This window comes from Streptomyces sp. NPDC107559, assembly GCF_055657365.1.
The window spans coordinates 88,316-113,715 of sequence record NZ_JBVKBD010000009.1 but is presented as its reverse complement, the minus strand read 5'-3'; the positions used below and the strand labels follow the sequence as shown (position 1 = coordinate 113,715).

Sequence of the window (25,400 nt, the reverse complement as noted above, 5' to 3'; positions counted from 1 at the left end):
GGTGATCAACTGGCTGTGGCCAGGAGCTTAGCGAGGCGCTCGGCTGGGGTTTCCCAGCCGAGCGTTTTGCGTGGCCGGCTGTTCAGCTCGGCGGCGACGGCCGCCAGGTCGTCGGGGGTGTGGGCAGTCAGGTCGGTGCCCTTGGGGAAGTACTGCCGCAGCAGGCCGTTGGTGTTTTCGTTCGAGCCACGCTGCCAGGGGCTGGCCGGGTCGCAGAAGTAGACCGGGATGCCGGTGACGACGGTGAATGCCCGGTGGGCGGACAGCTCCGAGCCCTGGTCCCAGGTCAGGGACTGCCAGAGGTGGCGCGGGAGGGCCTGGACGGTCGTGGCGAGCGCGTTGCGGGTCGCGAGGCCGCTGTGGCCGTCCGGAAGGTGGACGAGCATCAGGTAGCGGGTGGAGCGTTCGACGAGAGTGCCGATGGCGGACTTGCCGCTCTTGCCGATGATGAGGTCGCCCTCCCAGTGGCCCGGGACGGCCCGGTCGGCCGCTTCGGCGGGCCTCTCGCTGATCATGATCATGTTCTTGATCGGCCGGTTGATCCGTCGGTCGGCGTGACGGTTCGGGCGCCGCATGGCCCTGCCGGTCCGCAGTGCGCGGGTCAGCTCGCGACGGAGTTCTCCGCGGCCTTGGACGTAAAGCGCCTGGTAGATCGTCTCGTGGACCACATGCATCTCCGGACGGTCGGGGAAGCGGGTCCGCAGAGCCTGGCAGATCTGCTCCGGGCTCCACCGCATCGTCAGGTGGTCCTGGATGAAGTCCCTCAGCTCATGGCACTGGCCGATCTTGCCGACCTTGGGGCGAGCCCGCCGACCCTCGGCACGGCGGTGGGCGTGGAAAGGCCGGTATGAGAAACCGCCCTTGGGCATGGAGCGCCGGTTGCGGCGTATCTCCCGGCTGACGGTCGACGGGCTGCGGCCCAACTCGGTGGCGATCTGCCGGATCGACGCCTTTTCCCGCAGCCGGTCCGCGATGTGAACGCGTTCCTCCTCGCGCAGGTAGCGCGACGCGCGTGAAGCCGGCTCCCCCTGGTCAGTCGTCCCTTCGGGCTGCTGCCCGGAAGGCGGATAGATCGGGGGAACCGGCTTCAATCCCTTGCCTGGCGAGTGGTGTCCGTTACGCCACTTCTTGCCGGTCCGCAGGTTGATGCCGACGATGCGGGCCGCTTCCCGGGTGCTGTACCCCTGCTCCATGAGCTGGAAGTATGCGGCCCGCTCAGCGACCAACTTGCGAGGCCCCCGCGACTTGCGGTCCTGCCGAATCTCGAAGTCCACTGCAACCCCTGAGCTGGGGTGTTGCAACGACCACTAGAACGGAAGCGTCGCCGGGGGCTTCGTCATGTCTGCGTACGCCTCGGAAGGCGGCCGGCACTCACGCCCTCTTCGGACGCCAGGCACTCACGCCCTCTTCGGACGCCAGGCACTCACGCCGTCTTCAGCGCCTCGGCCATCTTCACCAGCCGGTCGAAGGACGCCGTGCCCGCCACGACCGTCGTGGAGCCGTCGGCGCCCTCCAGCACGAGGGCGTCGTAGCGGCCCCCGGTGTAACGGGTCCAGGTACGGCCGCCGATCTCGTCGGTCACCTTCGTCGCCCTGGCGCCCTGGCTCGCCTCCTCGACGAACTCGGCGCGCTTCTGAGTCGACTGCTCGACGGCCACGTACTCCCCGTCGGGGTCCTGGAAGCCGAGGTGCCAGGCGTCGGACTCGTCGCCGCGGAAGCGCACGGAGGTCGCCTTCCAGCTCTCCGGCAGGCCTTCGGGCGCGGCCACCGGGTACGACGCCGCACGCCGAGCCGTCAGCAGCTCGACGCGGTAGTCGACCCGCTTGATGTCGGGAGCGTGATCGTCGTGCGGGACGAAGATGTAGATGACACCTGCCGCGACCATGATCAGGCCCAGGGAAAGAATCATGTCCCGGACCGTCTTCTGCTTGCCGTTCGAACCTGCCACGCCCCTATCGTCGCAGGTACCCGGTGCGCTCATCCGTGGGGGGCCCTGCTCATTTTGTCAGTCTGGCGATAGAGTCGGGGCCAACACCCTCATCCGGCCGTCGCCGTATCAGAAAGGTGCGCTCCGATGACCGAGAATCATCAGCTGCCCTCCGAACTCGAGGTTCCCTCCGAGGCCCCCGACCGCAACCTCGCCCTGGAACTCGTCCGGGTGACCGAAGCCGCGGCGATGGCCGCGGGCCGCTGGGTCGGGCGCGGCGACAAGAACGGCGCCGACGGTGCCGCGGTGCGCGCCATGCGCACGCTCGTCTCCACCGTGTCGATGAACGGTGTCGTCGTCATCGGTGAGGGCGAGAAGGACGAAGCCCCGATGCTCTTCAACGGGGAGCGGGTCGGCGACGGCACCGGCCCGGAGTGCGACATTGCCGTCGACCCGATCGACGGCACCACGCTGACCGCCAAGGGCATGCCGAACGCGATCGCGGTGCTCGCCGCCGCCGACCGCGGTTCGATGTTCGACCCGTCCGCCGTCTTCTACATGGACAAGCTGGTCACGGGCCCCGAGGCCGCCGACTTCGTCGACATCGACGCGCCCGTGTCCGTGAACATCCGCCGGGTCGCCAAGGCCAAGCGCTCCTCGCCCGAGGACGTCACCGTCGTCATCCTCGACCGGCCGCGGCACGACGGCCTCATCAAGGAGATCCGGGAGACCGGCGCCCGCATCAAGCTGATCTCCGACGGCGATGTCGCCGGCTCGATCCTGGCGCTGCGCGAGGGCACCGGCGTCGACCTGCTGCTCGGCGTGGGCGGCACCCCCGAGGGCATCATCTCGGCCTGCGCGGTGAAGTGCCTGGGCGGCACCATCCAGGGCAAGCTCTGGCCGAAGGACGACGTGGAGCGTCAGCGGGCGATCGACGCCGGGCACGACCTCGACCGCGTGCTGACCACGGACGACCTGGTCTCCGGCGAGAACGTCTTCTTCGTCGCCACCGGCATCACCGACGGCGAGCTGCTGCGCGGGGTGCGCTACCGGTCCGAGACCGCCACGACCGACTCGATCGTGATGCGCTCCAAGTCCGGCACGGTCCGCCGGATCGACTCCGAGCACCGGCTGAGCAAGCTGCGTGCGTACAGCGCGATCGACTTCGACCGCGCCAAGTAGCCACCACCCGGCGGCCGCAACCGGCGGCCGCACTCATACGTGAAGGGGGCGCCCCCGGTGCGGAGGGAGCGCCCCCTTCACGTACGAACGATCCACTGGCCCGCAGGACACGCAGGACGCGCACACCGGCGCGGATCGCGGCCCCACGGACGCCGACCGGTCCCGCCCGGGCGACCCGGAAGCACCCGGAAGCACCCGGCAGACGGACAGCGGGATCCAGGGGCGGCAGGACGGCAGGATCCAGGGGTCAGCCCGCGGCCGCTATGCGGTTCGCCGCGCGCGCCTTCTTCAGTTCGAGCTCGCGGCGGCGGCGCCGGGCCAGCACCACACGGCGCTCGGCGGCGGTGAGGCCGCCCCAGACGCCGTACGGCTCGGGCTGGAGCAGCGCGTGCTCGCGGCACTCGACCATCACCGGACAGCGCGCGCAGACCCGCTTGGCCGCCTCCTCGCGGGAGAGCCGGGCGGCGGTGGGTTCCTTGGACGGTGCGAAGAACAGGCCGGCCTCGTCGCGCCGGCACACCGCCTCGGTGTGCCAGGGCGCGTCCTGATCCCTGTCCCGCACCGGCACCCGCTGGGCCGGTACGGCAGCTACCTGCAGGGACGAATGCGGCGGTTGCTGCACGGGTCTACTCCTGACGACGGCTTCGCGAGCGAGAGACGATGCAGCAAGGCCTACCCGCTGTACGCGCGCCTATGCACTCGGTTCCGAACCGCAGGTTTCCGGGGGCGCGTCGACGCCCGCGGAACACCGGCCGCACCCGGCCCCGGCCGCCGCGGGGACCCCGGAATTCACGACCGTCAACGGTCCAGGTGCTTGCGCAAACTCTTGTCGACCTTGCGCTGGACCCGGTCGAGGATGTCCCCGACGAGTCTGCCGCGCTTGGGCTTGCCCTCGATGTTGCCCAGTACGGCCCAGCCGTCGAGATAGACGACGGGCGCGTCCGGGTCGACGGCGTCCAGCGTGTCCACCTCGAAGTTGCCCAGCACGCCACCGCCGGTGCCCCGCAGCGAGACGTTCTCCGGGACCCTGACCTCGACGTTGCCGAAGACCGAGAGCGCCTTGATGACGACCTGCTGGTACTCGAAGAGCGCCTCGCTGAGGTCGATCTCGACGCTGCCGAAGATCGCGTACGCGTGGATACGGCGTCCGGCGCGCCAGCGGCCCTTGCGGACGGCGCTGCTGAAGACCGCGACCACGTTCTCGTCGGGGTCGGCCGGGATGGCGCCCGCGGCCGGGCGGCCGGGAGCGGCGGCGTAGGCCGGGGCGGCCCGGTGGTGGGCGGCGGGCAGGTCCCGGATGAAGACCTCCAGCTCACCGACTGTCTTGGCGGCGAGCACGCCCTCGACCCGCTCGGCGTGCTCCTCCGCGGTCAGCCGGCCCTCGGCCATGGCGTCGCGCAGGATGTCGGCGATGCGGTCACGGTCGGCGTCCGAGGCACGCAGTTCGGTGCCCCGGGGCTCGGCGGCGGGGCGCGTCCCGGTCTGCTTCTGAAGGTCCACGGAACCAGACTAGCGAAACACGATAGATCGCGACACCCCCGAAGTGAGCCTTACCTCACAGGCCCTGCGCGGACGCCAGGTTCTACGCTGGTGGACGCTGCCAATGGAGGCCAGCCGCTGTCTGTCGAGTGAGGAATGGGCGAGATGCCTGAGTTCGCGTACACCGATCTGCTCCCCATGGGAGAGGACACCACCCCCTACCGGCTGGTGACCTCCGAGGGTGTGTCCACCTTCGAGGCCGACGGGCGGACGTTCCTCAAGGTGGAGCCCGAGGCGCTGCGCAAGCTCGCCGAGGAGGCGATCCACGACATCCAGCACTATCTGCGCCCGGCCCACCTCGCCCAGCTGCGCCGCATCATCGACGACCCGGAGGCCTCGGCCAACGACAAGTTCGTCGCCCTGGACCTGCTGAAGAACGCGAACATCGCGGCCGCGGGCGTGCTGCCCATGTGCCAGGACACCGGCACGGCGATCGTCATGGGCAAGCGCGGGCAGAACGTGCTCACCGAGGGCGGCGACGAGGCCGCCCTCTCCCGTGGCATCTACGACGCGTACAAGAACCTGAACCTGCGCTACTCGCAGATGGCCCCGCTGACCATGTGGGACGAGAAGAACACCGGCTCCAACCTGCCGGCGCAGATCGAGCTGTACGCCACCGACGGCGGCGCCTACAAGTTCCTGTTCATGGCCAAGGGCGGCGGCTCGGCCAACAAGTCGTTCCTCTACCAGGAGACGAAGGCGGTCCTCAACGAGGGCTCCATGATGAAGTTCCTGGAGGAGAAGATCCGTTCGCTGGGTACGGCCGCCTGCCCGCCGTACCACCTGGCGATCGTGGTCGGCGGCACCAGCGCCGAGTACGCGCTGAAGACCGCGAAGTACGCCTCCGCGCACTACCTGGACGAGATCCCGGCCGAGGGCTCCGAGCTCGGCCACGGCTTCCGGGACAAGGAGCTGGAGGAGAAGGTCTTCGAGCTGACCCAGAAGATCGGCATCGGCGCGCAGTTCGGCGGCAAGTACTTCTGCCACGACGTGCGCGTGGTGCGGCTGCCCCGGCACGGCGCGTCCTGCCCGATCGCCATCGCCGTCTCCTGCTCGGCCGACCGCCAGGCCGTCGCGAAGATCACCGCCGAGGGCGTCTTCCTGGAGCAGCTGGAGACCGACCCGGCGCGCTTCCTGCCGGAGACCACGGACGAGCACCTCGACGAGGCCGGCGACGTCGTCCGGATCGACCTGAACCAGCCGATGGACGACATCCTCGCCGAGCTGACGAAGTACCCGGTCAAGACCCGTCTCTCGCTCTCCGGCCCGCTGGTCGTGGCCCGTGACATCGCGCACGCCAAGATCAAGGAACGCCTCGACGCGGGCGAGGAGATGCCGCAGTACCTGAAGGACCACCCGGTCTACTACGCGGGCCCGGCGAAGACCCCCGAGGGCTACGCCTCCGGCTCCTTCGGCCCGACCACGGCCGGCCGCATGGACTCCTACGTGGAGCAGTTCCAGGCGGCGGGCGGCTCCAAGGTGATGCTGGCCAAGGGCAACCGCAGCAAGCAGGTCACCGACGCCTGTGGCGCGCACGGCGGTTTCTACCTCGGCTCCATCGGCGGACCCGCCGCCCGTCTCGCCCAGGACTGCATCAAGAAGGTCGAGGTCGTCGAGTACGAGGAGCTCGGCATGGAGGCCGTCTGGAAGATCGAGGTCGAGGACTTCCCGGCGTTCGTCGTCGTCGACGACAAGGGCAACGACTTCTTCCAGGATCCCGCTCCGGCTCCGACGTTCACGTCGATCCCCGTGCGCGGACCCGGGCTGGCGTAGCGCCTCTGGCGCGGCGGGGGGAATCTCGCCCCCGCCGCCCTTACCCGTCCCGTCCCGTTCCCCAGGGGCTGCGCCCCTTCGCCCCCCTGGGGCTGCGCCCCAGACCCCGCTTCGGCCTGGACCGCCTCGTCCTCGAACGCCGGAGGGGCTGAAAACGCCGGACGTGCCGAGTGGCGCGGGCAGGGAACATCCCCGCCCGTCGCGGTGCTGTCCCGAACATGAACGACTACCGCATCGAGCACGACTCCATGGGCGAGGTCCGGGTGCCCGCGCACGCCAAGTGGCGGGCCCAGACGCAGCGGGCCGTGGAGAACTTTCCGGTCTCCGGACAGCGGATCGAGCGGGCGCACATCGAGGCGCTCGCGCGGATCAAGGGGGCGGCCGCGAAGGTCAACGCCGAGCTGGGGGTGCTCGGCCAGGACGTGGCCGACGCGATCCAGGAGGCCGCCGCCGAGGTCGCCGCGGGCACCTGGGACGAGCACTTCCCGGTGGACGTGTTCCAGACGGGTTCGGGTACCTCGTCGAACATGAACGCCAACGAGGTGATCGCGACGCTGGCGAGCGAGCGGCTCGGCCGGAACGTGCATCCCAACGACCACGTCAACGCCTCGCAGTCGTCCAACGACGTCTTCCCGTCGTCGATCCACATCGCCGCCACCGCCGCCGTCACCCGTGAGCTGATCCCGGCCCTGGAGCATCTGGCCGCCGCGCTGGGCCGCAAGGCCGAGGAGTTCGCCGACGTGGTGAAGTCGGGGCGGACGCATCTGATGGACGCCACGCCCGTGACACTGGGGCAGGAGTTCGGCGGGTACGCGGCCCAGGTGCGGTACGGCGTCGAACGGCTCACCGCCTCCCTCCCCCGACTCGCCGAACTGCCGCTGGGCGGCACCGCCGTCGGCACCGGGATCAACACCCCGCCCGGGTTCTCCGCCGCGGTCATCGCGGAGGTGGCCGCCGCGACGGGGCTGCCGTTCACCGAGGCGCGCGACCACTTCGAGGCGCAGGGCGCCCGGGACTCGATCGTGGAGACCAGCGGGCAGCTCAGGACCGTGGCGGTCTCCCTGACCAAGATCGCGAACGATCTGCGGTGGATGGCCTCCGGGCCGCGGACCGGCCTCGCCGAGATCTCGCTGCCCGACCTCCAGCCGGGCTCCTCGATCATGCCCGGCAAGGTCAATCCGGTGATCCCGGAAGCCGTGCTGATGGTCGCGGCGCAGGTGGCCGGGAACGACACCACCGTCGCCGTCGCCGGGGCCGCGGGCAACTTCGAGCTCAATGTGATGCTGCCGGTGATCGCCAGGAACGTGCTGGAGTCGATCCGGCTGCTCGCCCGGGTGTCGCGGCTGCTCGCCGACCGGACCGTGGACGGGATCGTCGCCCACCGGGAACGCGCCCTGGAGTACGCCGAGTCCTCCCCGTCCGTGGTCACGCCCCTGAACAAGTACATCGGGTACGAGGAGGCGGCGAAGGTGGCCAAGAAGGCGCTGGCGCAGCGGCGGACGATCCGGCAGGTCGTGCTGGAGGACGGGTACGTGGAGCGCGGCGACCTCACGCTGGAGCAGCTCGACGAGGCTCTGGATGTCCTGCGTATGACGCGCCCGTGACGGTTGGCGAATCGCGACCTCCGCGGGTGTGAACCATTTCCGGTCCCGCAGCGTCGTATGCCCCTGACACCTAATATCTGTGCATGGCAGACGGTGAAGTGGTGAGACGCATGAGGACGGGCGGTTCGGCGGGTTTCTGGGCGCCCGGGAGTCAGATCCTGTGGCGCTACCGGGAGAACGGCGGCAAGCGCTTCCATATCGCGCGGCCCGTCACCGTGGCCCGGGACGACGAGGAGGTGCTCGCGGTGTGGATGGCGCCGGGCACCGAGTGCATGCGGCCCGTGCTCGCCGACGGCACCCCGGTGCACGTCGAGCCGCTGGAGTCGCGTTACACCAAGCCGCGGGTGGCCCGCAGCGGCCGGTGGCTGGGCACGGGGGTGCTGAAGCTGGCCCGGCCCGGTGAGCCGTGGTCGGTGTGGCTGTTCTGGGAACCGGGCTGGGAGTTCAAGAACTGGTACGTGAACCTTGAGGAACCGCTGGCCCGTTGGGAGGGCGGCGTCGACTCCGAGGATCACTTTCTGGACATCTCCGTGCACCCGGACCGCAGTTGGCACTGGCGCGACGAGGACGAGTTCGCGCAGGCCCAGCGGGACGGGCTGATGGACCCCGACCTCGCCGAACGGGTGCGGGCGGCGGGGCGGGACGCGGTGGAGGTGATCCGGGCCTGGGGTGCGCCGTACAGCCAGGGCTGGCAGCACTGGCGCCCGGATCCGTCCTGGGCCGTACCGTTGCTGCCGGAGGACTGGGACCGTACGCCCGCGCACGTGTCCTCATGAGACCCTTGATATGCCCCCGGGCACGAAACGTAGGATCGTCCTCCGCAAGGGCGCACAGCGGCAACTCCCGGAGCAGGCACCGAGCCTGACCGAACGTCACCGAGGGGCGGCAGGACGTGAGCGAGGGGTACGAGGGCAACACCGGTCCGGGCTGCGCCCGGGGCCGGCTCGGCACGGGCAGAGCCGCCGGCCGTGCCGGTTCGGGGTTCGCCCGCATCGCCTGTGGCACGGCAACAACCTCTGGTCACGCGGCAATTCCGTTCCTGGGGCAGGTATTCCGGGTATCGGGTTTTCTGCGGGACGAACTGCGCGCGCGGCGCGCAGCCCCGGACGGACGGATTCGACACGCGTGACGGAGCAGCCCACCTCCTACGAACGCCCGCAGCCGGGCGTCGACCCCACGGACCCCCGCGGGGCGCTCCTGCGTGCCCCGGCACCGGCCCGCACCCCCGGTGGCGCCGCCTTAACGCCCCAGTCCGCCCCGTCGGCCCAGTCCGACCGGGGCGCCCAGGCGCGGTCCGGCGAGACGCCGGGGGCGGCGGCGCCGTGCGGCAAGGACCAGTCCGGCGGCGACCCCGAGCACTCCCAGCCCGCCGTCGCGGAGACCGGTACCCACCGGCCGCGCCCCGCGCCCGAGGCCATCCCGGCCCAGCCGGGCGGCGCCGCCCCTTCGACCGACGGGCGGGACGCCGGGCGGGGGCAGGAGCGGCGCACCGGGCAGGGTCTGACGCCCGGCAAGCCCACGCCGATGCGGCGGGACGGGGACCGGCTGCGCTTCGTCGGGGCCGCGACCCGGCGGATCGCCCGGGGCCTGGACCTGGACGAGATCGTGATGGGGCTGTGCCGGGCCACCGTGCCCACCTTCAGCGACGCCATCCTGGTGTATCTGCGCGACCCGCTGCCGGTCGGCGACGAGCGGCCCACGGGTCCCGTCGTGCTGCGGCTGCGGCGCACCGACCGGATCCCGGAGGAGCGCGACACCGAGAACGGGTTCGCCTCGGCGCCCCAGCCGGAGCAGCCGCCGGAGCTCACCGAGCTGTCGGCCGTCACCGCCGAGCTGTGCGAGGTGCGGCCCGGCGGCGCGCTCGCCGAGGTGCTGCGCGGGGTGCGACCGGTGTTCGCCGACACCCCGGCCGCCCGGGCCGCGCTGCCGGAACTCCTCGGTGACGGCGGGGAACTGGTCGTGCCCAGCGGTCAGCGGGCGATCCTGGCGCCGTTGCGCGGCCGGCGCCGGGTGATCGGGGCCGCGGTGTTCCTGCGCCGCCCCGAGCGCATCGCCTTCGAGGCGGACGACCTGCTGGTCGCCGCCCAGCTCGCCACGCACAGCGCGCTCGGCATCGACAAGGCGGTGCTGTACGGGCGGGAGGCGTACATCGCCGACGAGCTCCAGCGCACCATGCTGCCGGAGACGCTGCCGCGCCCCACGGGTGTGCGGCTGGCGTCGCGTTATCTGCCCGCCGCGGAGACCGCGCGGGTCGGCGGCGACTGGTACGACGCGATCCCGCTGCCGGGCAGCCGGGTGGCGCTGGTCGTCGGTGACGTGATGGGGCACTCCATGACGTCGGCGGCCATCATGGGCCAGCTGCGCACGACCGCGCAGACCCTCGCCGGTCTGGACCTGCCGCCGCAGGAGGTGCTGCACCACCTCGACGAGCAGGCGCAGCGGCTGGGCACCGACCGTATGGCGACCTGTCTGTACGCCGTCTACGACCCGGTCTCGCACCGGATCACCATCGCCAACGCCGGGCATCCGCCGCCGGTGCTGCTGCACCTGGGCGGCCGGGCGGAGGTGCTGCGGGTGCCCGCGGGCGCGCCCATCGGGGTCGGCGGTGTCGACTTCGAGGCGGTGGAACTGGACGCCCCGGCCGGGGCGACGCTGCTGCTGTACACCGACGGGCTGGTGGAGTCGCGGCTGCGGGACGTGTGGACCGGCATAGAGCAGCTGCGCGAGAAGCTGGCCGCGACCGCGCAGCTCACCGGCCCCGATCACCCGCCGCCGCTGGAGGCGCTGTGCGACGAGGTGCTCGACATGCTCGGTCCCGGCGACCGGGACGACGACATCGCGCTGCTCGCCGCCCGATTCGACGGGATCGCGCCGAGCGATGTGGCGTACTGGTTCCTGGAGCCGGAGGACGCGGCTCCCGGCCGGGCCCGCCGGCTCGCCCGGCGCGCGCTGTCGCGCTGGGGCATGGAGGAGCTCACCGACTCCGTGGAGCTGCTGGTCAGCGAGGTGGTGACCAATGCGGTGCGCTATGCGTCGCGGCCGGTCACGCTGCGGCTGCTGCGTACCGATGTGCTGCGCTGCGAGGTCGGCGACGACGTGCCGCAGTTGCCGCGGCTGCGGCAGGCGCGGCACACGGACGAGGGCGGCCGCGGGCTGTATCTGGTGAACAAGCTGGCCAGACGGTGGGGTGCGACCCGGCTGAGCACGGGCAAGGTGGTCTGGTTCGAACTGAACCGGGGCTGAGGCCGACGCCCGTACACAGCTGACCCGGACACAGATGAGAGGGGCGCCCGCGGATCGCGGGCGCCCCTCTCATACGGTCACTGTCCGCTCAGGCCGAGCGGGTCGTCGATGCTGTCCGTCGGTGTCTCGGTCGGCGTCTCCGTCGGTGTCTCGGTCGGCGTCTGCGTCGGCGTCTGGGTGGGCGTCTGCGTCGGCTTCTGGGTCGTCGGGGTCTGCGAGGGCGCCTCGGTCGTCGGGGACTCGGAGGGGGACTCCGTCACCGACTGCGAGGGGGTCGGGGAGAGGGTCGGCTGTACCGCCGCGCCCTGATCGGTCTCCAGGTCGAACTGGGTGACCTTGGACTGCACCCCGAAGGTGTACGCGGCCCATATCTGCGCCGGGTATCCGCCACCGTTGACCCGGCCGACGCCCGGGAGGAGTCCGGTCGCGCCGGTCAGGGGCACCTGGGCGCCGTTCTTGGCGCTCTCGCCGAACAGACCGACCGAGGTGACCAGGCTCGGCGTGTAGCCGGTGAACCAGGCCGACTTGTTGTTGTCGGAGGTACCCGTCTTGCCCGCGACCTTCTGCCCGTTGCGGTTGGGGTTGTCGCGCACCGACTTCTTGGCCGTTCCGTCGTCGACCACGCCGGTCAGCACCGAGGTGACGGTGTCGGCGGCCTCGCGGCTGATGACCTCTTCGCCGATCGGGTCCGGCATGGTGACCGTGCGGGAGATGTGCTGGACGGACTTGATCAGGGCCGGGGTGACCTTCTTGCCGTGGTTGTCGAGGGTGGCGTAGACGCCGGCCATCTGGAGCGGGCTGGCCCCCATGGTGCCCAGGGTCTGCGCGGGCACCGCCTTCAGCTTCTTGGTGTCCATGCCCAGGTCGTCGGCGACCTTGAGCACCTTGTCCATGCCCACGTCGACGCCGAGCTGGGCGAAGGCGGAGTTGACCGACTGGTTCATCGCCGTCTGCACGGTGATGGGCCCGTAGTCCTGGTCGTCCTCGTTCTCCGGGGCGAAGCCGATGTCGCTGCCCTTGACGGGCCGCTTGCTGGTGCCGTCGTAGATCGTGTTCGTGCTGATCGCCTGGCCGTCCTGCGTCCTGGCGCCCTCGTCCAGGGCGGCCGCGAGGATGACCGGCTTGAAGGTGGAGGCGGGCTGGTAGTCCACCCGGGTCGCGTTGTTGTAGTAGTGCTTGTAGTAGTCGACGCCGCCGTACATCGCGACGACCGCGCCGGTCTTCGGGTCGACCGAGACGGCGCCGGCCTGGACATCGGCGTCGACCTTGCGCTTCTTGCCGTCGAGCTTGCTGGTCAGCTGCTCCTTGACGGCCTTCTCCAGCGCCGCCTGCTTCTTCTTGCTGATGTTCAGCGTGATGGTCCAGCCGCCGCGGCCGACCATGTCCTCCGCCTGCTTGGCGTTCTCGGCGACGCCCTGCTCGACGAGCTGCTTCTCCAGGGCGCTGTTGGCCGCCTTGACCAGGTAGCCCTTCTGGCCGCCGAGACCGGGGGCGGGCTTGGAGTTCAGAATCTTCGGGAACGTCATGGCGTCGCGGTCGGACTTCTTCAGCCAGCCCTCCTCGACCATGTTGTCGAGGACGTAGTTCCAGCGCTGGGTGACGAGCCGCTTGCCGGTATCGCTGGCGACCTCCCAGTCGTACTGGCTGGGCGCCTGGAGCAGCGCGGCGAGGTACGCGCCCTGCTCGACCTTGAGCTTGTCGGCGTCGACGCGGAAGTAGGCCTGGGCGGCGGCCTGGATGCCGTAGGCGTTGCGGCCGTAGTAGCTGGTGTTGATGTAGCCGGCGAGGATGTAGTCCTTGGACTTCTCGCGGTCCAGCTTCAGCGAGATGACCAGCTCGTTCAGCTTGCGCGTGACGGTCTGGTCCTGGGTCAGGTAGTAGTTCTTGACGTACTGCTGGGTGATCGTCGAACCGCCCTGCGCGCCCTTGCCGGAGAGCGTGTTGAGCAGACCGCGCGCGGTGCCCTTGAGGTCGACGCCGGAGTCCTTGTAGAAGGACTTGTTCTCGGCGGCGACGAAGGCCATCCGGACGTCCTTGGGCACGTGGTCGAGGCCGACGACCTCCCGGTTGACCTCGCCGTCACGGGTCATGACGGAGCCGTCGCTGTACTTGTAGACGTTGCTCTCCTGCTTGGCGGCGGCGTTCCCCTCGGGGATGTCGATCATCATGTAGAGCGCGATGAAGCCGCCGATGCCGAGCAGGCACAGGCCCAGGAAGGTGCCGAGGATCTTCTTCCAGGTGAACATCCTGCGTATGAAGCTCTTCTTCGCGGGCTTGGCGCCCCGGCGGGCCGCCGCGCGGCCGTGACCGACGACGACCGGTCCCTCGTCGTGTGCCGCCTGGGGCGAGCGGTCCCTGGGGGGCGCAGCGCGGCGGCCGCCCCGTTGCCGCGCTCGTCTCTCGTCCGCTCGTCCCATGAGTCCGCTCGCTCCGCTTCGTCTCGGCTGTCACACCAGTGCCTGGGGGTACAGGTCAGCTCAGAAAGCTAACACCGCTCTCTATGACAAAGGGCTGCCGATCCGGCCTTTTACGGACGTGACAATCAGCACCCCGCCTCAAGGGAACCGACGTTCGGAAGGGCTCAAGGGTTGCCATGACGAGATTAAGTGATATCACTTAGCTAGATAGAAGCTAGCGAACGTCCAGGAAACGGGGGACCAGTCATGTCCGCACTCGACCCGTCGGCCACCGCCGACATGCCGGAGATGCCGGCGCCGCAGGTACGGGAGTTCACCGCGCACAGCATCGGCGGCGGCCTCGCGCTGCTGCTCGGACTGCTCGGACTGGGGGCGGCGGCCGCGCTGGTCGCGGTCGGGTCGTCGGTGAGCGAGGGCGGCGCCGCGGCCGCGCTGGTCGCCACCGGCATCCTGGTCGGCCTCTGCGCGTTCCTCGCGATGTGCGGGCTGAACACGGTGGCGCCGGGCGAGGCCCGGGTGGTCCAGCTGTTCGGCCGCTACCGCGGGACGATCCGCGAGGACGGACTGCGCTGGGTGAACCCCTTCACCTCGCGCACCAAGATCTCGACGCGGGTGCGCAACCACGAGACCGCCGTCCTGAAGGTCAACGACGCCTACGGCAACCCGATCGAGCTGGCGGCCGTGGTGGTCTGGAAGGTCAAGGACACCGCGCAGGCCACCTTCGAGGTGGACAACTACCTGGAGTTCGTCTCCACCCAGACCGAGGCGGCCGTGCGGCACATCGCCATCGAGTACCCGTACGACGCCCATGACGAGGGCGGGCTCTCGCTGCGCGGCAACGCCGAGGAAATCACCGAGAAGCTCGCCGCCGAGCTGCACGCGCGCGTGGCGGCCGCGGGCGTGCAGATCATCGAGTCCCGCTTCACGCATCTCGCCTACGCTCCGGAGATCGCCTCCGCGATGCTCCAGCGGCAGCAGGCCGGTGCGGTCGTCGCGGCCCGGCGGCAGATCGTGGACGGCGCGGTGGGCATGGTCGAGGCGGCCCTCGCCCGGATCGCCGAGCAGGACATCGTGGAGCTGGACGAGGAGCGGAAGGCGGCGATGGTGTCGAACCTGATGGTCGTGCTGTGCGGAGACCGGGCGCCGCAGCCGGTCCTGAACACCGGGACCCTCTACCAGTGACGGATCCCTCCGGGGGACCGTCCCCCCAGCGTCGGCCGCAGCAGCGCAAGCAGGTGCTGCTGCGGCTCGACCCGTCGGTGTACGAGGCGCTGGCCCGGTGGGCCGGGGACGAGCTGCGCTCGGCGAACGCCCAGATCGAGTTCCTGCTGCGCAGGGCGCTGGCGGAGGCCGGACGCCTGCCCGGCGAGGCGGGCCCGATCGCCCGCCGCGGCCGCCCGCCCCGCGACGCCGCTCCCGGCCCCCGGCCCGAACCGGGCGACACCGGCCCGGACGCCCCCGGCCCAAGGCCCCCGGCCGGCTGAGCAGCCGCGCTCGTGTGGCAGAACCGTGACAATCGGCTGCCACCTGCGCACTCCGGCCCGTCCGGGGGCATCCGCACCCCCGTCCCCGCGCTCAGCGCCGGCCGCGTATACACACGACGTATACACGGTGTGTAGAGTCATCGGCATGTCCATCGGTCACACCCTTCTAGGGCTCCTGGAGTCCGGGCCACGCCACGGTTACGACCTCAAGCGGGCCTTCGACGAGAAGTTCGGTCACGACCGGCCGCTGCACTACGGCCAGGTCTACTCGACGATGTCCCGCCTGCTGAAGAACGGACTCGTCGAAGTCGACGGGATCGAGGCGGGCGGCGGCCCCGAGCGCAAGCGCTACGCCATCACCGACGCCGGGATCACCGACGTGGAGCGCTGGCTCGCGACGCCGGAGAAGCCCGAGCTCTACCTCCAGTCGACGCTCTACACGAAGATCGTCCTCGCGCTGCTCACCCGCCGCGACGCCGCCGACATCCTCGACGCCCAGCGATCCGAGCACCTGCGCAGCATGCGCATCCTCACCGACCGCAAGCGCAAGGGCGACCTCGCCGACCAGCTCATCTGCGACCACGCGCTGTTCCACCTGGAGGCCGACCTGCGCTGGCTCGAACTGACCGCCGCCCGCCTGGACCGGCTCGCCGAGGCGGTGACCGCATGACCGCCCCCGCCGGCTCCCTGCTGACCGCCCAGGACCTGCGCAAGACCTACGGACCCACGGTCGCCCTCGACGGCGCCGGGTTCTCCATCCACCCCGGCGAGGTCGTCGCGGTGATGGGGCCCTCGGGATCCGGCAAGTCGACACTGCTGCACTGTCTCGCCGGGATCGTCACGCCCGACTCCGGGTCGATCCTGTACGACGGCCAGGAGATGGCGACCATGAGCGACACCCGGCGCAGCGCGCTGCGCCGCTCGGAGTTCGGGTTCGTCTTCCAGTTCGGCCGGCTCGTGCCCGAGCTGACCTGCGTCGAGAACGTCGCCCTGCCGCTGCGGCTGAACGGCACCTCCCGCAAGGCGGCCGAGAAGGCCGCCCTGGGCTGGATGGAGCGGCTGGAGGTGGACGACCTCGCGGCCAAGCGGCCCGGCGAGATCTCCGGCGGCCAGGGACAGCGGGTCGCCGTGGCGCGCTCCCTGGTCACCGGCCCCCGGGTGGTCTTCGCCGACGAGCCCACCGGCGCCCTGGACTCCCTCAACGGCGAGCGGGTGATGGAGCTGCTCACCGACGCGGCCCGCACCTCGGGCGCCGCCGTCGTGCTGGTCACGCACGAGGCCCGGGTGGCCGCCTACTCCGACCGCGAGATCGTCGTACGCGACGGCAGGTCCCGGGACATGGAGCGGGCCGTATGAGCGTGCAGCGGGGGAACCTGCGCGCTCCGGGCGGGTCGCGGGCCTGGGGCCGGTCCCGGGATCTGGCCATGGGGGTCCGGTTCGCCTTCACCGGCGGGCGCGAGGGCTGGGTGCGGACCCTGCTCACCGCGGTCGGCGTGGGTCTGGGGGTGGCGCTGCTGCTGCTCACCACCGCCCTGCCGAACGCGCTGAGCGTGCGGCACGAGCGCGAGCAGGCGCGGCGGGACTACACGTACGACTACAACCCGAAGCCCGCGGCCGACGGCACGCTGGTGATCGCGGACATCGACTCCACCTACCGCGGCGAGGACGTACGCGGCCGGCTGATGCAGCCCGAGGGGTCCCGGGCGCCGCTGCCGCCGGGGCTGCGGGCGTTCCCGGCGCCGGGCGAGATGGTGGTCTCCCCCGCGCTGAAGGAACTGCTCTCCTCCGACGACGGCCGGCTGCTGCGCGAGCGGCTGCCGTACCGGATCACCGGGACCATCACGGAGAGCGGGCTCATCGGCGCGCACGAGCTCGCCTACTACGCGGGCGCCGACGGCCTCGCCGCGCGGATCGACCCGCCGAACGTGGCCCGGATCAGCGCCTTCGGCGAGCCCCATCCGTTCGCCGAGTCGGGCACCGACCCGGTGCTGCTCCTGCTGGTCCTGGTCATGTTCGTGGTGCTGCTGATGCCGGTCGCCGTGTTCATCGCCACCGCCGTGCGCTTCGGCGGCGAGCGGCGCGACCAGCGGCTCGCGGCGCTGCGGCTGATCGGCTCGGACGGCCGGATGGTGCGGCGGATCGCGGCCGGCGAGGCGCTCGCGGGCGCGCTCCTCGGACTGGTCCTGGGTGCCGCCTTCTTCCTGGTCGGACGTCAGATCGCGGGCAACGCCCAGGTGTTCCGGGTCAGTGTGTTCCCGAGCTATCTGAACCCCTCCCCCGCGCTCGCCGTGCTGGTCGCCGTCGCCGTCCCGGCGGCCGCCGTGCTGGTCACGCTGTTCGCGCTGCGCGGGGTGGTCATCGAGCCGCTCGGCGTGGTGCGCACGGCCCGGCCCCCGCGGCGCCGGCTGTGGTGGCGGCTGCTGCTGCCGGCCGGCGGGCTGGCGCTGCTCTACCCGATGTTCGGCCAGGGCGGCTCGAACGGGGACTTCAACCAGTACCTGGTCACCGGCGGTGTGCTGCTGCTGCTCGTCGGGATCACCGCCCTGCTGCCCTGGGCCGTCGAGGCGGTCGTCGCCCGGCTGAACTCGGGCGGGGTCGCCTGGCAACTGGCGGTTCGCAGGCTCCAGTTGAGCAGCGGCACGGCGGCCCGCATGGTCAACGGCATCGCCGTGGCGGTGGCCGGCGCGATCGCGTTGCAGATGCTGTTCACCGGGGTGGAGGCGGACTACACCAAGGCGACCGGCCAGGACGTGACCCGGGCGCAGATGTCGGTGAACGTGCCGGCCGGGATCCCGGCGGCGCGCGTGGTGAAGGACATGACCGCCACCCGCGGGGTGCGCAAGGCCGTCGCGCTGTCCGAGGGGACCATCGGCGAGCGGCGGATGTCCGCCGAGCTGAACGCCCAGGTGACCGTGGGCGACTGCGCGGCCCTGCGCGAGGTGGCGGCGCTGCCGTCGTGCCGTGAGGGCGACGTCTTCGTACTGAGCGGCGCCGACTACGACGACAGCACACGGCAACTGGCCAAGTCCGGCACGCTGTTCCTCGACCCTGCCGACGGCGCCGAGGACAAGGACAGCGTCACCGTCGCCTGGCCGGTGCCGCAGGGGCTGAAGCAGGCGCAGTCGCGCCCCGACCCGACCGGTGTGAAGCGCGGCGGGTTCCTGTTCACGCCGTCGGCGCTGCCCGCGGAGAGCGCGGCGGGCATCCGTGGGCAGGTCTATCTCGGCCTCGACCCGAGTGTCCGCGACGCGCAGGAGTACGTGCGCAACACGGCCGCCCGGATCGATCCGCTGCTGGACCCGACGACCTGGTCGTCCACCGTGCAGTCCGGGCAGTACCGCTCCATCCGCACCGGCCTGTCCGTGGGCGCCGCCTGTGTGCTGGCGCTGATCGGCGCGAGTCTGCTGGTCTCCCAGCTGGAGCAGTTGCGCGAGCGCAGGAAGCTGCTGTCGGCGCTGGTCGCCTTCGGCACCCGGCGGCGCACGCTCGGCCTGTCGGTGCTGTGGCAGACGGCGATACCGATCACGCTCGGTCTGCTGCTGGCCATGACGGTGGGCCTGGCGCTGGGCGCGGTGCTGCTGCGGATGACGGCGACCGCGGTGCGGATCGACTGGGCGAGCGTCCTGGCGATGACCGGCTTCGGCGCCACGGTCGTCCTGGTGGTGACCCTGTTCAGCCTGCCGCCGCTGCTGCGGCTGATGCGGCCGGACGGATTGCGCACGGAGTAACCGGGCAGTGCCGGTCGCGGGCCCCTCCGGTCGGAGGGGCCCGCGGCGTGCTCAGAGGCTGTACTCCCGCACCACCCGGCGGACCTGGGCGAACAGCATGCCCACGTTCACCGACTTGCGGCAGACCACCACGGCGACGACGTCCTGCTGCTCGTTCATCCGGATGAACAGGTGGGTGAGGTTCTCGCTGTTGACCAGGATCTCCTGGAAGAAGTGGTTGTCGCTGGCGATGCCGCGACGCTCCTTGAAGACGTCCTCGATCATCACGACGGTACGGCCCTGGAACAGGTCGAGGGTCGCTCCCGCCAGCAGGTCGAGCACCTCCGGCGGATGATTGTCGACGGTCTCGTACGACAGCAGCATCCCGGTGGACATGTCGACCGCGCCGGCCGCGACGCAGTCGGGGGCATCGGTACGCAGAGACTTGACCAGGCCCATCACCTGGTCGGAGAAACCTGGGGACATTCGCTTCGTCGCCATCCCTTCACACTCCCTCGGGGGCTTTGCTGTCCTGCGCGGTGAGGATCGAGCCGATCCTGCTCAGGGCCGGCTGGGTCGCCATGTGCAGGCGGTCCACGTCCATGCCCTCGTCGCCGAGTACGACCATCAGCGCGGTGTCGCCGACGGCGTAGAAGGCGGCACAGCCGTGGCTGCCGTACGTCACCGTCCGGTGCAGGGCACCCCGGTCGGTGGCGTCGGCGGTACGGCGGGCGAGTCCCAGCCCCGCCGCCGCGAGGGCGGCCAGGCCCTCCGGATCGATGGAGTCGGCGGTGTCCGCCGCGATGAGCAGTCCGTCGGCGGCGGCCACCGCGGTGTCGGTGATGCCGGCCACCTGCTCGCGCAGGCCGCGCATTTCCTGCGCGAGGGCCTTGTGGTCCATATATGCAACTCCCCTAATTCCGATCGCATCTGTTCTTCTTTTTCATGTGGGGGGACAGGGCGTTCATTTCGCGGTGGGCTTTCCTGCGGGGCAGCTCGGTGGGTCGCGGGGCCGACTCGGGTCGCGGCGGCGGTTCGGGCGGCGGGGGCGCCTCCCTGGGGTGGACGCCCTGGAAGTCGGGCGGCAGCCGGACCGGGATCGGCGAGGGCGTGTCGGCGCACTCCAGCAGCCCTTCGCCGAGCATCCGGGCGAGTTCGACCGTGACGGTGTAGACCCCGCGTCCGGTACGGAAGGCCAGGTCGCGGGCGGTGCGCCGGCCGTCGGCGTGGACGAGCAGCTCGCTCTGCAACTCGCTCAGCCGCACTCCGGCGCGGGAGAGCAGGGCGGGCACGGGCCGTTCCCGGTCGGGCCGTACCGGGTACGGCAGCGCGACGAGGGCGGCCAGTTTGCGGGTCGCGTCCTGGAGCAGCCGGGCCGATGCCTCGCCCACGGCGATCGGGGCGACGGGCGGCTCGGCCCCCTCGGCGGGTTCGCAGTCGTCGACCCGGCCGGCCACGATCGCGAACGTCGCGTCCTGCAGGGCCATCATGCAGACCACCCTGAGCTGGGCGGCTCCGGCGTACCCGTGGGCGATCAGCCCGCCGGCCGGCCAGCGCGAGCCGCCGGACTCCCGCATCAGCTCGTCCCACTGCTCGCCGCTGACCCGGCCGGAGCGCAGCAGCAGGGCGCCGGGGCCCGGGGCGCCGGGGCTCTCGACCGAGACGACCAGTCCGTTGCGCAGGTGAAAGCTGCCCCCGGGTGATCCCGCCACCCGCAGTTCCCCGGTGAACCATTCCCGCCCGCAGTCCATCAGCGAGCGCGACAACAGGTCGTAGCCGACCCGGCCGAGAGAATCCCGAGTGCCCTCACGAATGCCCGACATCACTCCCCTTGGGATTTCGCACATACGGCTGACGCATAACGCTGAGGGGGTATGTGTATCAGCGCGGGGGCGTATTCCGGAGGGGGGTCTTCTTACCTGTCGCCAGGTGATGAAAGTTGACGCGCCCGGTCACTCAAGGAGATTTGTTCGGCGCGCATTTGAACGATTGGTTGAGGTTTTCAGACGCTCTGGTCGAGCACCCGCACCGGCAGCGGACGCAGCGCCTCCCGCAGCGCGGCCGCCAGTTCCTGGTACTCGGCACCGCGCGCGGCCCCGGTCCGCATGGCGAGCGCGATCCGGCGGGTCGGGGCGGGATCGGCGAAGAAGCCGGTGAGGAGTTCGCTGCTGCGGGTCGTCTCCACCTTGACGGCGGTGCGCGGCAGCAGGGTGCAGCCGAGACCGCCGGCGACGAGCTGGACCAGGGTGGACAGACCGGCGGCGGTCGTGGTCACCGGCGCGTCCTCGCGGCCGGCCTCGCGGCAGATGTCCAGGGCCTGGTCGCGCAGGCAGTGGCCCTCGTCCAGGAGCAGCAGGTTCAGCTCCCTGAGCGCCTCGCGCGGGATCTCCGTCCGGCCGCCGAGCCGGTGGCCGAGGGGGGTGACGAGCACGAAGTCCTCGTCGAACAGCGGGATCTCGACCGTGCCGGGCACCCCGAGGGGCACCGCGAGCAGCAGCAGGTCGAGCCGGCCGGTGGCCAGGCCGTCGAGGAGGTTCGCGGTCTGCTCCTCGTGGACCTGGAGGTCGAGCAGCGGATAGCGGTCGTGGACCAGGCGCAGGACGGTGGGCAGGAGGTAGGGCGCGACGGTGGGGATGACCCCCAGGCGCAGTACGCCGGTGAAGGGGGCGCGTACCGCCTCCGCCTCCTCCAGCAGGGCGCCGACCTCCTCCAGTACGGCCTTCGCGCGTACGGCGAGCCGCGCGCCCGCGGGCGAGAGCAGCACCTTGCGGGTCGTACGCTCCAGCAGCGTCACGCCCAGCGTCTCCTCCAGCGCGGAGACGGCGCCGGAGAGCGCGGGCTGGCTCATGCCGATCGCCGCGGCCGCGTCACGGAAGTGCAGATGCTCGGCGACGGCGGCGAAGGCGCGCAGCTGGGCGAGGCTGGGCTGGCGTCGCTTGCTTCCCGTACTCATGGTCACTAATAACCACCTCCGATCAACACCACCGAGTGTAGCTATTTCCCTAATCAATGCAGCCTGTGCCACCATCGAAACGATCCAACCCATGAGAAACGCCCCCACAAGGGGTTGTTCTTCGCTGCAAGGAGAGCCCGTGCTCACTGTCGGTGACAAGTTCCCCCAGTTCGAACTGACTGCCTGCGTCTCGCTGGAGAAGGGCAAGGAGTTCGAGACGATCGACCACAAGACCTACGAGGGCAAGTGGAAGATCGTCTTCGCGTGGCCCAAGGACTTCACCTTCGTGTGCCCGACCGAGATCGCGGCCTTCGGCAAGCTGAACGACGAGTTCGCCGACCGTGACGCCCAGATCCTCGGCTTCTCCGGTGACTCCGAGTTCGTGCACCACGCCTGGCGCAAGGACCACGACGACCTGCGTGACCTGCCGTTCCCGATGATGGCCGACTCCAAGCACGAGCTGATGCGCGACCTGGGCATCGAGGGCGAGGACGGCTTCGCCAAGCGCGCCGTCTTCATCGTCGACCAGAACAACGAGATCCAGTTCTCCATGGTGACCGCCGGTTCCGTCGGCCGGAACCCCAAGGAGGTCCTGCGGGTCCTGGACGCGCTCCAGACGGACGAGCTCTGCCCGTGCAACTGGACCAAGGGCGAAGAGACGCTGGACGCGGGCGCGCTGCTGGCCGGTGAGTGACGGATGTCCCTCGACTCCCTGAAGGCCCTGGTCCCGGACTACGCCAAGGACCTGAAGCTCAACCTGGGTTCGGTCATCGGCAACTCCGACCTGCCGGCCCAGCAGCTGTGGGGCACGGTGCTGGCGACCGCGATCGCCTCGCGATCGCCGATCGTGCTGCGCGAGCTGGCGCCCGAGGCCAAGGCGAACCTGTCGCCCGAGGCGTACACGGCAGCCAAGGCCGCCGCCGCGGTGATGGCGATGAACAACGTCTTCTACCGCACCCGGCACCTGCTGTCGGACCACGAGTACGGCACCCTGCGCGCGGGTCTGCGGATGAACGTCATCGGCAACCCGGGCGTCGACAAGGTCGACTTCGAGCTGTGGTCCTTCGCGGTCTCCGCGATCAACGGCTGCGGCATGTGCCTCGACTCGCACGAGCAGGTGCTGCGCAAGGCCGGCGTCGACCGTGAGGTCGTCCAGGAGGCCTTCAAGATCGCCTCGGTGATCCAGGCGGTCGGCGTCACGCTGGACGCGGAGGCGGTGCTGGCGGAGTAACTCCGCCCGCGTCACGCTCCCGGGCCCCGTTCACCCTCGCGGTGGGCGGGGCCCTTCCCGTCGTCCTCTCAGGGCTGCTCCGGCGGGACCACCGGCGGGTCCACCGGGGCCGCGTCCAGCACCGTCGCGCCCCGCGGCACGGGGGACGTCCGCAGGGCCGGGCCCTGGGCGTACGAACGCAGGTAGCCGACCACCGTGTTGGTCACCGCCACCAGCGGCACCGCGACCACCGCACCGCCGATGCCCGCGATCATGCCGCCCGCGGCGACCGACAGGACCACCGCCAGCGGGTGCACCCGCACCGCGCGGCCCAGGATGAACGGCTGGAGGACGTGACCCTCGATCTGCTGCACCGCGAGGACCACGGCCAGGGTCATGACGGCCGTGAAGACACCCTGGGTGACCAGCGCGACGAGGACCGCCAGCGCGCCCGAGGCCACCGCGCCGACCAGCGGGATGAAGGAGAAGAGAAAGATGAACACGGCCAGCGGCACGGCCATCGGGACGTCGAGGAAGTAGATGCCCAGGCCGATGAAGATGGCGTCGATCAGGGCGACGATCACCGTGCCGCGGACGTAGGCCGTGAGGGTGCGCCAGGCGCGCGGTCCGGCCCCGGCGACACCCGGACGGGCGGCCGCGGGAACCAGCTTCAGCGACCACTCCCAGATGCGCCGGCCGTCGTAGAGCAGGAAGAGCGTCGAGAAGACGGTCAGCAGGATGCCGGTCAGCGCCTCGACCACGACCGTGACGCCCTCGAGGCCCGCCGAGGTGATCTGGTCGGTGTTCGCGCCGATCGCCTCGCGCAGGTTCTTGGCGATCTGGTTGATCTGTTTGTCCGTGACGTGGAAGGGGCTGTTCAGCAGCCACTTGCGCAGTTCGTCGATGCCGTCCTGGACCTGGTTGGAGAGGTCGTCGATGTTCTCCATGACCTGCCAGGTCACGAACCACCCGATCAGCCCCATGACCACGAAGCCGAGGACGGCCGTGAGCGCGGTGGCCGGGCCGCGCGGCACGCCGAACAGCCGCAGCCGTGCCACCGTCGGCTGGAGCAGGGCGGTGATGAGCAGCGCCGCCACGAAGGCGAGCACCACGAGCTGCACGGCGCTGATGACCCGCATCAGCACCCAGACGGTGCCCGCCAGGACCAGCAGCCGCCAGCCCGCCTCGGAGGCCACCCGTACGGCCCAGGGGACCGCCTGTGCGGGGTCCGGGCGGACGGCGACGGCGGGGAGCTCGTAGTGCACGGGCTCCGCACCGGCCGGTGCGGCCGCGGGTACGCCGGCCGGGGACGGCGCGGAGGCCGGGGACGGCGCGGGGGGCGGGGACGGCGGCGCGGGCGGCGGCGCGAGGTCCGCGTGCTCCCGCTCGACCTCGGCGCGGCGCTCGTCGAGGCGCTCGCCCATCTCGGTCAGCCTCGCGCCGATCCGGCTGAGCCACCCTGGCACTCGCGACATGATCCGCCCTCTTCCCCCGTCTCTCCCCACCACTCCCCCTGGAGTCGTTGCGTCCGACCGTACAGGGCGAAGCCCCTCCCCCAAGGACGGGGAGGGGCTTCGTGAGGTTGAGCGGCGGCGGAGCCGGAACCGGTCTAGTACCAGCTGTTCGCCTGCCAGAACGACCAGGCCTCGCACGGGCTGCCGTAGCGGCCGTTCATGTAGCTGAGGCCCCACTTGATCTGGGTGGCCGGGTTGGTCTGCCAGTCGGCGCCCGCGGAGGAGTACTTGGAGGCGGGCAGTGCCTGGAAGAGGCCGTAGGCGCCGGAGGAGGCGTTGACCGCGTGGTAGTTCCAGCTGGACTCGTGGTCCACGATGTTGCTGAAGCACTGGAACTGGGCGCTCGGCACCATCTGGCGCGCCATCGCCTGGATCTGCGCGACCGAGTAGGAGCTCTGCACGGCGAAGGTGGAGGCGTCGCGCACCGCGCTGCGGCTCGCCGCTTCCTTCTCCTCGGCGCGCTTCTTGGCCGCCTCCTCGGCGGCCTCCTTCTTCGCGACCGCGGTCTCGGCGGCAGCCTTGCGGGCGGCCTCCTCGGCGTCCTTCTTGGCGCTCGCGTCGGCGGCGATGGCCTGGGCGTCAGCCTGCTGCGTCAGGGACGCGGTCTGCACCTGGGCCTGCTGACCCGCGGGGATGTCCGCGAGGAGCAGCGTCGAGTCGCTTGCCGTCGCCTCTGCGTCGTTGGGCTGCGCGACGCTGCCCGAGGCAACACCGACAACGCTTCCGACGGCGGTGACCGCGGTGGCCGAGGCCACTGCGAATCCCCGGACCGAGATCCGGCTCACACGGTTTTCCTTCCAGCATCGCCCGCTTCGGTGACCCTGGCGGACGCAATCGTGCCCTGGTC

At 70.9% G+C, this 25,400-nt stretch carries 23 protein-coding genes; 12 read left to right on the top strand and 11 right to left on the bottom strand.

Annotation, left to right across the window (positions count from 1 at the left end):
• Nucleotides 1–5 precede the first annotated feature (5 nt).
• A complete protein-coding gene (locus tag ACZ7OY_RS25770) occupies nt 6–1,274 on the bottom strand; it encodes an IS30 family transposase (protein ID WP_471913557.1) in 1,269 nt (422 codons plus the stop codon).
• Nucleotides 1,275–1,423: 149 nt separating this feature from the next.
• Complete coding sequence (locus ACZ7OY_RS25765) at nt 1,424–1,948, bottom strand: DUF4245 domain-containing protein (protein WP_471913556.1); 525 nt, start codon at nt 1,946–1,948, stop codon at nt 1,424–1,426.
• 126 nt (nt 1,949–2,074) lie between these two features.
• Here ACZ7OY_RS25765 and glpX point away from each other — a divergent pair, with 126 nt between their 5' ends.
• Entirely contained in the window at nt 2,075–3,109 is a 1,035-nt protein-coding gene (gene glpX / locus ACZ7OY_RS25760; protein WP_471913555.1) for a class II fructose-bisphosphatase, read from the top strand.
• A 247-nt stretch (nt 3,110–3,356) separates the two neighbouring features.
• On the opposite strand, the gene ACZ7OY_RS25755 is transcribed toward glpX, so the two are convergent.
• Nucleotides 3,357–3,731 carry a WhiB family transcriptional regulator gene (locus ACZ7OY_RS25755; protein WP_162469284.1) on the bottom strand — a complete coding sequence of 125 codons (375 nt, stop codon included), beginning with the start codon at nt 3,729–3,731 and terminating at the stop codon, nt 3,357–3,359.
• 176 nt (nt 3,732–3,907) lie between these two features.
• Nucleotides 3,908–4,609 carry a DUF1707 SHOCT-like domain-containing protein gene (locus tag ACZ7OY_RS25750; protein ID WP_471913554.1) on the bottom strand — a complete coding sequence of 234 codons (702 nt, stop codon included), beginning with the start codon at nt 4,607–4,609 and terminating at the stop codon, nt 3,908–3,910.
• 144 nt (nt 4,610–4,753) lie between these two features.
• On the opposite strand from ACZ7OY_RS25750, the gene ACZ7OY_RS25745 reads away from it, so the two are divergent.
• From ACZ7OY_RS25745 to ACZ7OY_RS25730, 4 genes are all read left to right on the top strand, one after another.
• Nucleotides 4,754–6,421 carry a fumarate hydratase gene (locus ACZ7OY_RS25745; RefSeq protein ID WP_471913553.1) on the top strand — a complete coding sequence of 556 codons (1,668 nt, stop codon included), beginning with the start codon at nt 4,754–4,756 and terminating at the stop codon, nt 6,419–6,421.
• Between the two features lie 218 nt (nt 6,422–6,639).
• The gene (locus ACZ7OY_RS25740; RefSeq protein ID WP_471913552.1) at nt 6,640–8,025 is read left to right on the top strand and encodes a class II fumarate hydratase; all 1,386 of its coding nucleotides are present in this window, start codon (nt 6,640–6,642) and stop codon (nt 8,023–8,025) included.
• Nucleotides 8,026–8,108: 83 nt separating this feature from the next.
• Complete coding sequence (gene fomD / locus ACZ7OY_RS25735; protein ID WP_471913551.1) at nt 8,109–8,801, top strand: cytidylyl-2-hydroxypropylphosphonate hydrolase; 693 nt, start codon at nt 8,109–8,111, stop codon at nt 8,799–8,801.
• 349 nt (nt 8,802–9,150) lie between these two features.
• Nucleotides 9,151–11,268 carry a SpoIIE family protein phosphatase gene (locus tag ACZ7OY_RS25730; protein WP_471913550.1) on the top strand — a complete coding sequence of 706 codons (2,118 nt, stop codon included), beginning with the start codon at nt 9,151–9,153 and terminating at the stop codon, nt 11,266–11,268.
• A 77-nt stretch (nt 11,269–11,345) separates the two neighbouring features.
• Here ACZ7OY_RS25730 and ACZ7OY_RS25725 read toward each other — a convergent pair whose 3' ends face one another.
• Nucleotides 11,346–13,685 carry a transglycosylase domain-containing protein gene (locus tag ACZ7OY_RS25725; protein ID WP_471913549.1) on the bottom strand — a complete coding sequence of 780 codons (2,340 nt, stop codon included), beginning with the start codon at nt 13,683–13,685 and terminating at the stop codon, nt 11,346–11,348.
• Between the two features lie 246 nt (nt 13,686–13,931).
• Here ACZ7OY_RS25725 and ACZ7OY_RS25720 point away from each other — a divergent pair, with 246 nt between their 5' ends.
• From ACZ7OY_RS25720 to ACZ7OY_RS25700, 5 genes are all read left to right on the top strand, one after another.
• Nucleotides 13,932–14,867 carry an SPFH domain-containing protein gene (locus tag ACZ7OY_RS25720; RefSeq protein ID WP_471913548.1) on the top strand — a complete coding sequence of 312 codons (936 nt, stop codon included), beginning with the start codon at nt 13,932–13,934 and terminating at the stop codon, nt 14,865–14,867.
• Nucleotides 14,813–15,169 (top strand): type II toxin-antitoxin system antitoxin, encoded by a 357-nt coding sequence (locus ACZ7OY_RS25715; RefSeq protein ID WP_471913547.1) that lies wholly within the window; start codon nt 14,813–14,815, stop codon nt 15,167–15,169. The genes ACZ7OY_RS25720 and ACZ7OY_RS25715 overlap by 55 nt, the downstream gene beginning before the upstream one ends.
• A 145-nt stretch (nt 15,170–15,314) precedes the next feature.
• Nucleotides 15,315–15,839 (top strand): PadR family transcriptional regulator, encoded by a 525-nt coding sequence (locus ACZ7OY_RS25710; protein WP_384727897.1) that lies wholly within the window; start codon nt 15,315–15,317, stop codon nt 15,837–15,839.
• Entirely contained in the window at nt 15,836–16,525 is a 690-nt protein-coding gene (locus ACZ7OY_RS25705) for an ABC transporter ATP-binding protein (protein WP_351604455.1), read from the top strand. The genes ACZ7OY_RS25710 and ACZ7OY_RS25705 overlap by 4 nt, the downstream gene beginning before the upstream one ends.
• Nucleotides 16,522–18,897: an ABC transporter permease gene (locus ACZ7OY_RS25700; protein WP_471913546.1), complete on the top strand. Its 2,376-nt coding sequence runs from the start codon at nt 16,522–16,524 to the stop codon at nt 18,895–18,897. Before ACZ7OY_RS25705 ends, ACZ7OY_RS25700 begins: the two co-directional genes overlap by 4 nt.
• A gap of 51 nt (nt 18,898–18,948) precedes the next feature.
• Here ACZ7OY_RS25700 and ACZ7OY_RS25695 read toward each other — a convergent pair whose 3' ends face one another.
• The 4 genes from ACZ7OY_RS25695 to ACZ7OY_RS25680 form a co-directional block, all read right to left on the bottom strand.
• Nucleotides 18,949–19,377: a hypothetical protein gene (locus ACZ7OY_RS25695; protein ID WP_471913545.1), complete on the bottom strand. Its 429-nt coding sequence runs from the start codon at nt 19,375–19,377 to the stop codon at nt 18,949–18,951.
• A 4-nt stretch (nt 19,378–19,381) separates the two neighbouring features.
• On the bottom strand, nt 19,382–19,777 hold the full coding sequence (locus tag ACZ7OY_RS25690; RefSeq protein ID WP_202919887.1) for a roadblock/LC7 domain-containing protein: 396 nt from the start codon (nt 19,775–19,777) through the stop codon (nt 19,382–19,384).
• A 13-nt stretch (nt 19,778–19,790) separates the two neighbouring features.
• Nucleotides 19,791–20,699, bottom strand: a complete 909-nt coding sequence (locus ACZ7OY_RS25685) for a MarR family transcriptional regulator (RefSeq protein WP_471913544.1) — start codon at nt 20,697–20,699, stop codon at nt 19,791–19,793.
• 179 nt (nt 20,700–20,878) lie between these two features.
• Nucleotides 20,879–21,829: a LysR substrate-binding domain-containing protein gene (locus ACZ7OY_RS25680; RefSeq protein WP_471913543.1), complete on the bottom strand. Its 951-nt coding sequence runs from the start codon at nt 21,827–21,829 to the stop codon at nt 20,879–20,881.
• Nucleotides 21,830–21,968: 139 nt separating this feature from the next.
• On the opposite strand from ACZ7OY_RS25680, the gene ACZ7OY_RS25675 reads away from it, so the two are divergent.
• Entirely contained in the window at nt 21,969–22,523 is a 555-nt protein-coding gene (locus ACZ7OY_RS25675) for a peroxiredoxin (RefSeq protein ID WP_471913542.1), read from the top strand.
• Nucleotides 22,524–22,526: 3 nt separating this feature from the next.
• Complete coding sequence (locus ACZ7OY_RS25670) at nt 22,527–23,060, top strand: alkyl hydroperoxide reductase (protein ID WP_471913541.1); 534 nt, start codon at nt 22,527–22,529, stop codon at nt 23,058–23,060.
• Between the two features lie 68 nt (nt 23,061–23,128).
• Here the strand turns inward: ACZ7OY_RS25670 and ACZ7OY_RS25665 are convergent, their stop codons facing one another.
• On the bottom strand, nt 23,129–24,514 hold the full coding sequence (locus ACZ7OY_RS25665; RefSeq protein WP_471913540.1) for an AI-2E family transporter: 1,386 nt from the start codon (nt 24,512–24,514) through the stop codon (nt 23,129–23,131).
• 134 nt (nt 24,515–24,648) lie between these two features.
• The gene (locus ACZ7OY_RS25660; protein WP_471913539.1) at nt 24,649–25,338 is read right to left on the bottom strand and encodes an aggregation-promoting factor C-terminal-like domain-containing protein; all 690 of its coding nucleotides are present in this window, start codon (nt 25,336–25,338) and stop codon (nt 24,649–24,651) included.
• Between the last annotated feature and the right edge of the window lie 62 nt (nt 25,339–25,400).

Bases quoted from the DNA above. Each gene is read 5' to 3' on its own strand.
- ACZ7OY_RS25720 (WP_471913548.1), top strand. From the start codon at position 13,932: ATGTCCGCACTCGACCCGTCGGCCACCGCCGACATGCCGGAGATGCCG.
- ACZ7OY_RS25705 (WP_351604455.1), top strand. From the start codon at position 15,836: ATGACCGCCCCCGCCGGCTCCCTGCTGACCGCCCAGGACCTGCGCAAG.
- ACZ7OY_RS25725 (WP_471913549.1), bottom strand. From the start codon at position 13,685: ATGGGACGAGCGGACGAGAGACGAGCGCGGCAACGGGGCGGCCGCCGC.
- ACZ7OY_RS25665 (WP_471913540.1), bottom strand. From the start codon at position 24,514: ATGTCGCGAGTGCCAGGGTGGCTCAGCCGGATCGGCGCGAGGCTGACC.
- ACZ7OY_RS25690 (WP_202919887.1), bottom strand. From the start codon at position 19,777: ATGGACCACAAGGCCCTCGCGCAGGAAATGCGCGGCCTGCGCGAGCAG.
- ACZ7OY_RS25695 (WP_471913545.1), bottom strand. From the start codon at position 19,377: ATGGCGACGAAGCGAATGTCCCCAGGTTTCTCCGACCAGGTGATGGGC.
- ACZ7OY_RS25740 (WP_471913552.1), top strand. From the start codon at position 6,640: ATGAACGACTACCGCATCGAGCACGACTCCATGGGCGAGGTCCGGGTG.
- fomD (WP_471913551.1), top strand. From the start codon at position 8,109: ATGGCAGACGGTGAAGTGGTGAGACGCATGAGGACGGGCGGTTCGGCG.
- glpX (WP_471913555.1), top strand. From the start codon at position 2,075: ATGACCGAGAATCATCAGCTGCCCTCCGAACTCGAGGTTCCCTCCGAG.
- ACZ7OY_RS25710 (WP_384727897.1), top strand. From the start codon at position 15,315: ATGTCCATCGGTCACACCCTTCTAGGGCTCCTGGAGTCCGGGCCACGC.
- ACZ7OY_RS25745 (WP_471913553.1), top strand. From the start codon at position 4,754: ATGCCTGAGTTCGCGTACACCGATCTGCTCCCCATGGGAGAGGACACC.
- ACZ7OY_RS25685 (WP_471913544.1), bottom strand. From the start codon at position 20,699: ATGTCGGGCATTCGTGAGGGCACTCGGGATTCTCTCGGCCGGGTCGGC.
- ACZ7OY_RS25670 (WP_471913541.1), top strand. From the start codon at position 22,527: ATGTCCCTCGACTCCCTGAAGGCCCTGGTCCCGGACTACGCCAAGGAC.
- ACZ7OY_RS25700 (WP_471913546.1), top strand. From the start codon at position 16,522: ATGAGCGTGCAGCGGGGGAACCTGCGCGCTCCGGGCGGGTCGCGGGCC.
- ACZ7OY_RS25680 (WP_471913543.1), bottom strand. From the start codon at position 21,829: ATGAGTACGGGAAGCAAGCGACGCCAGCCCAGCCTCGCCCAGCTGCGC.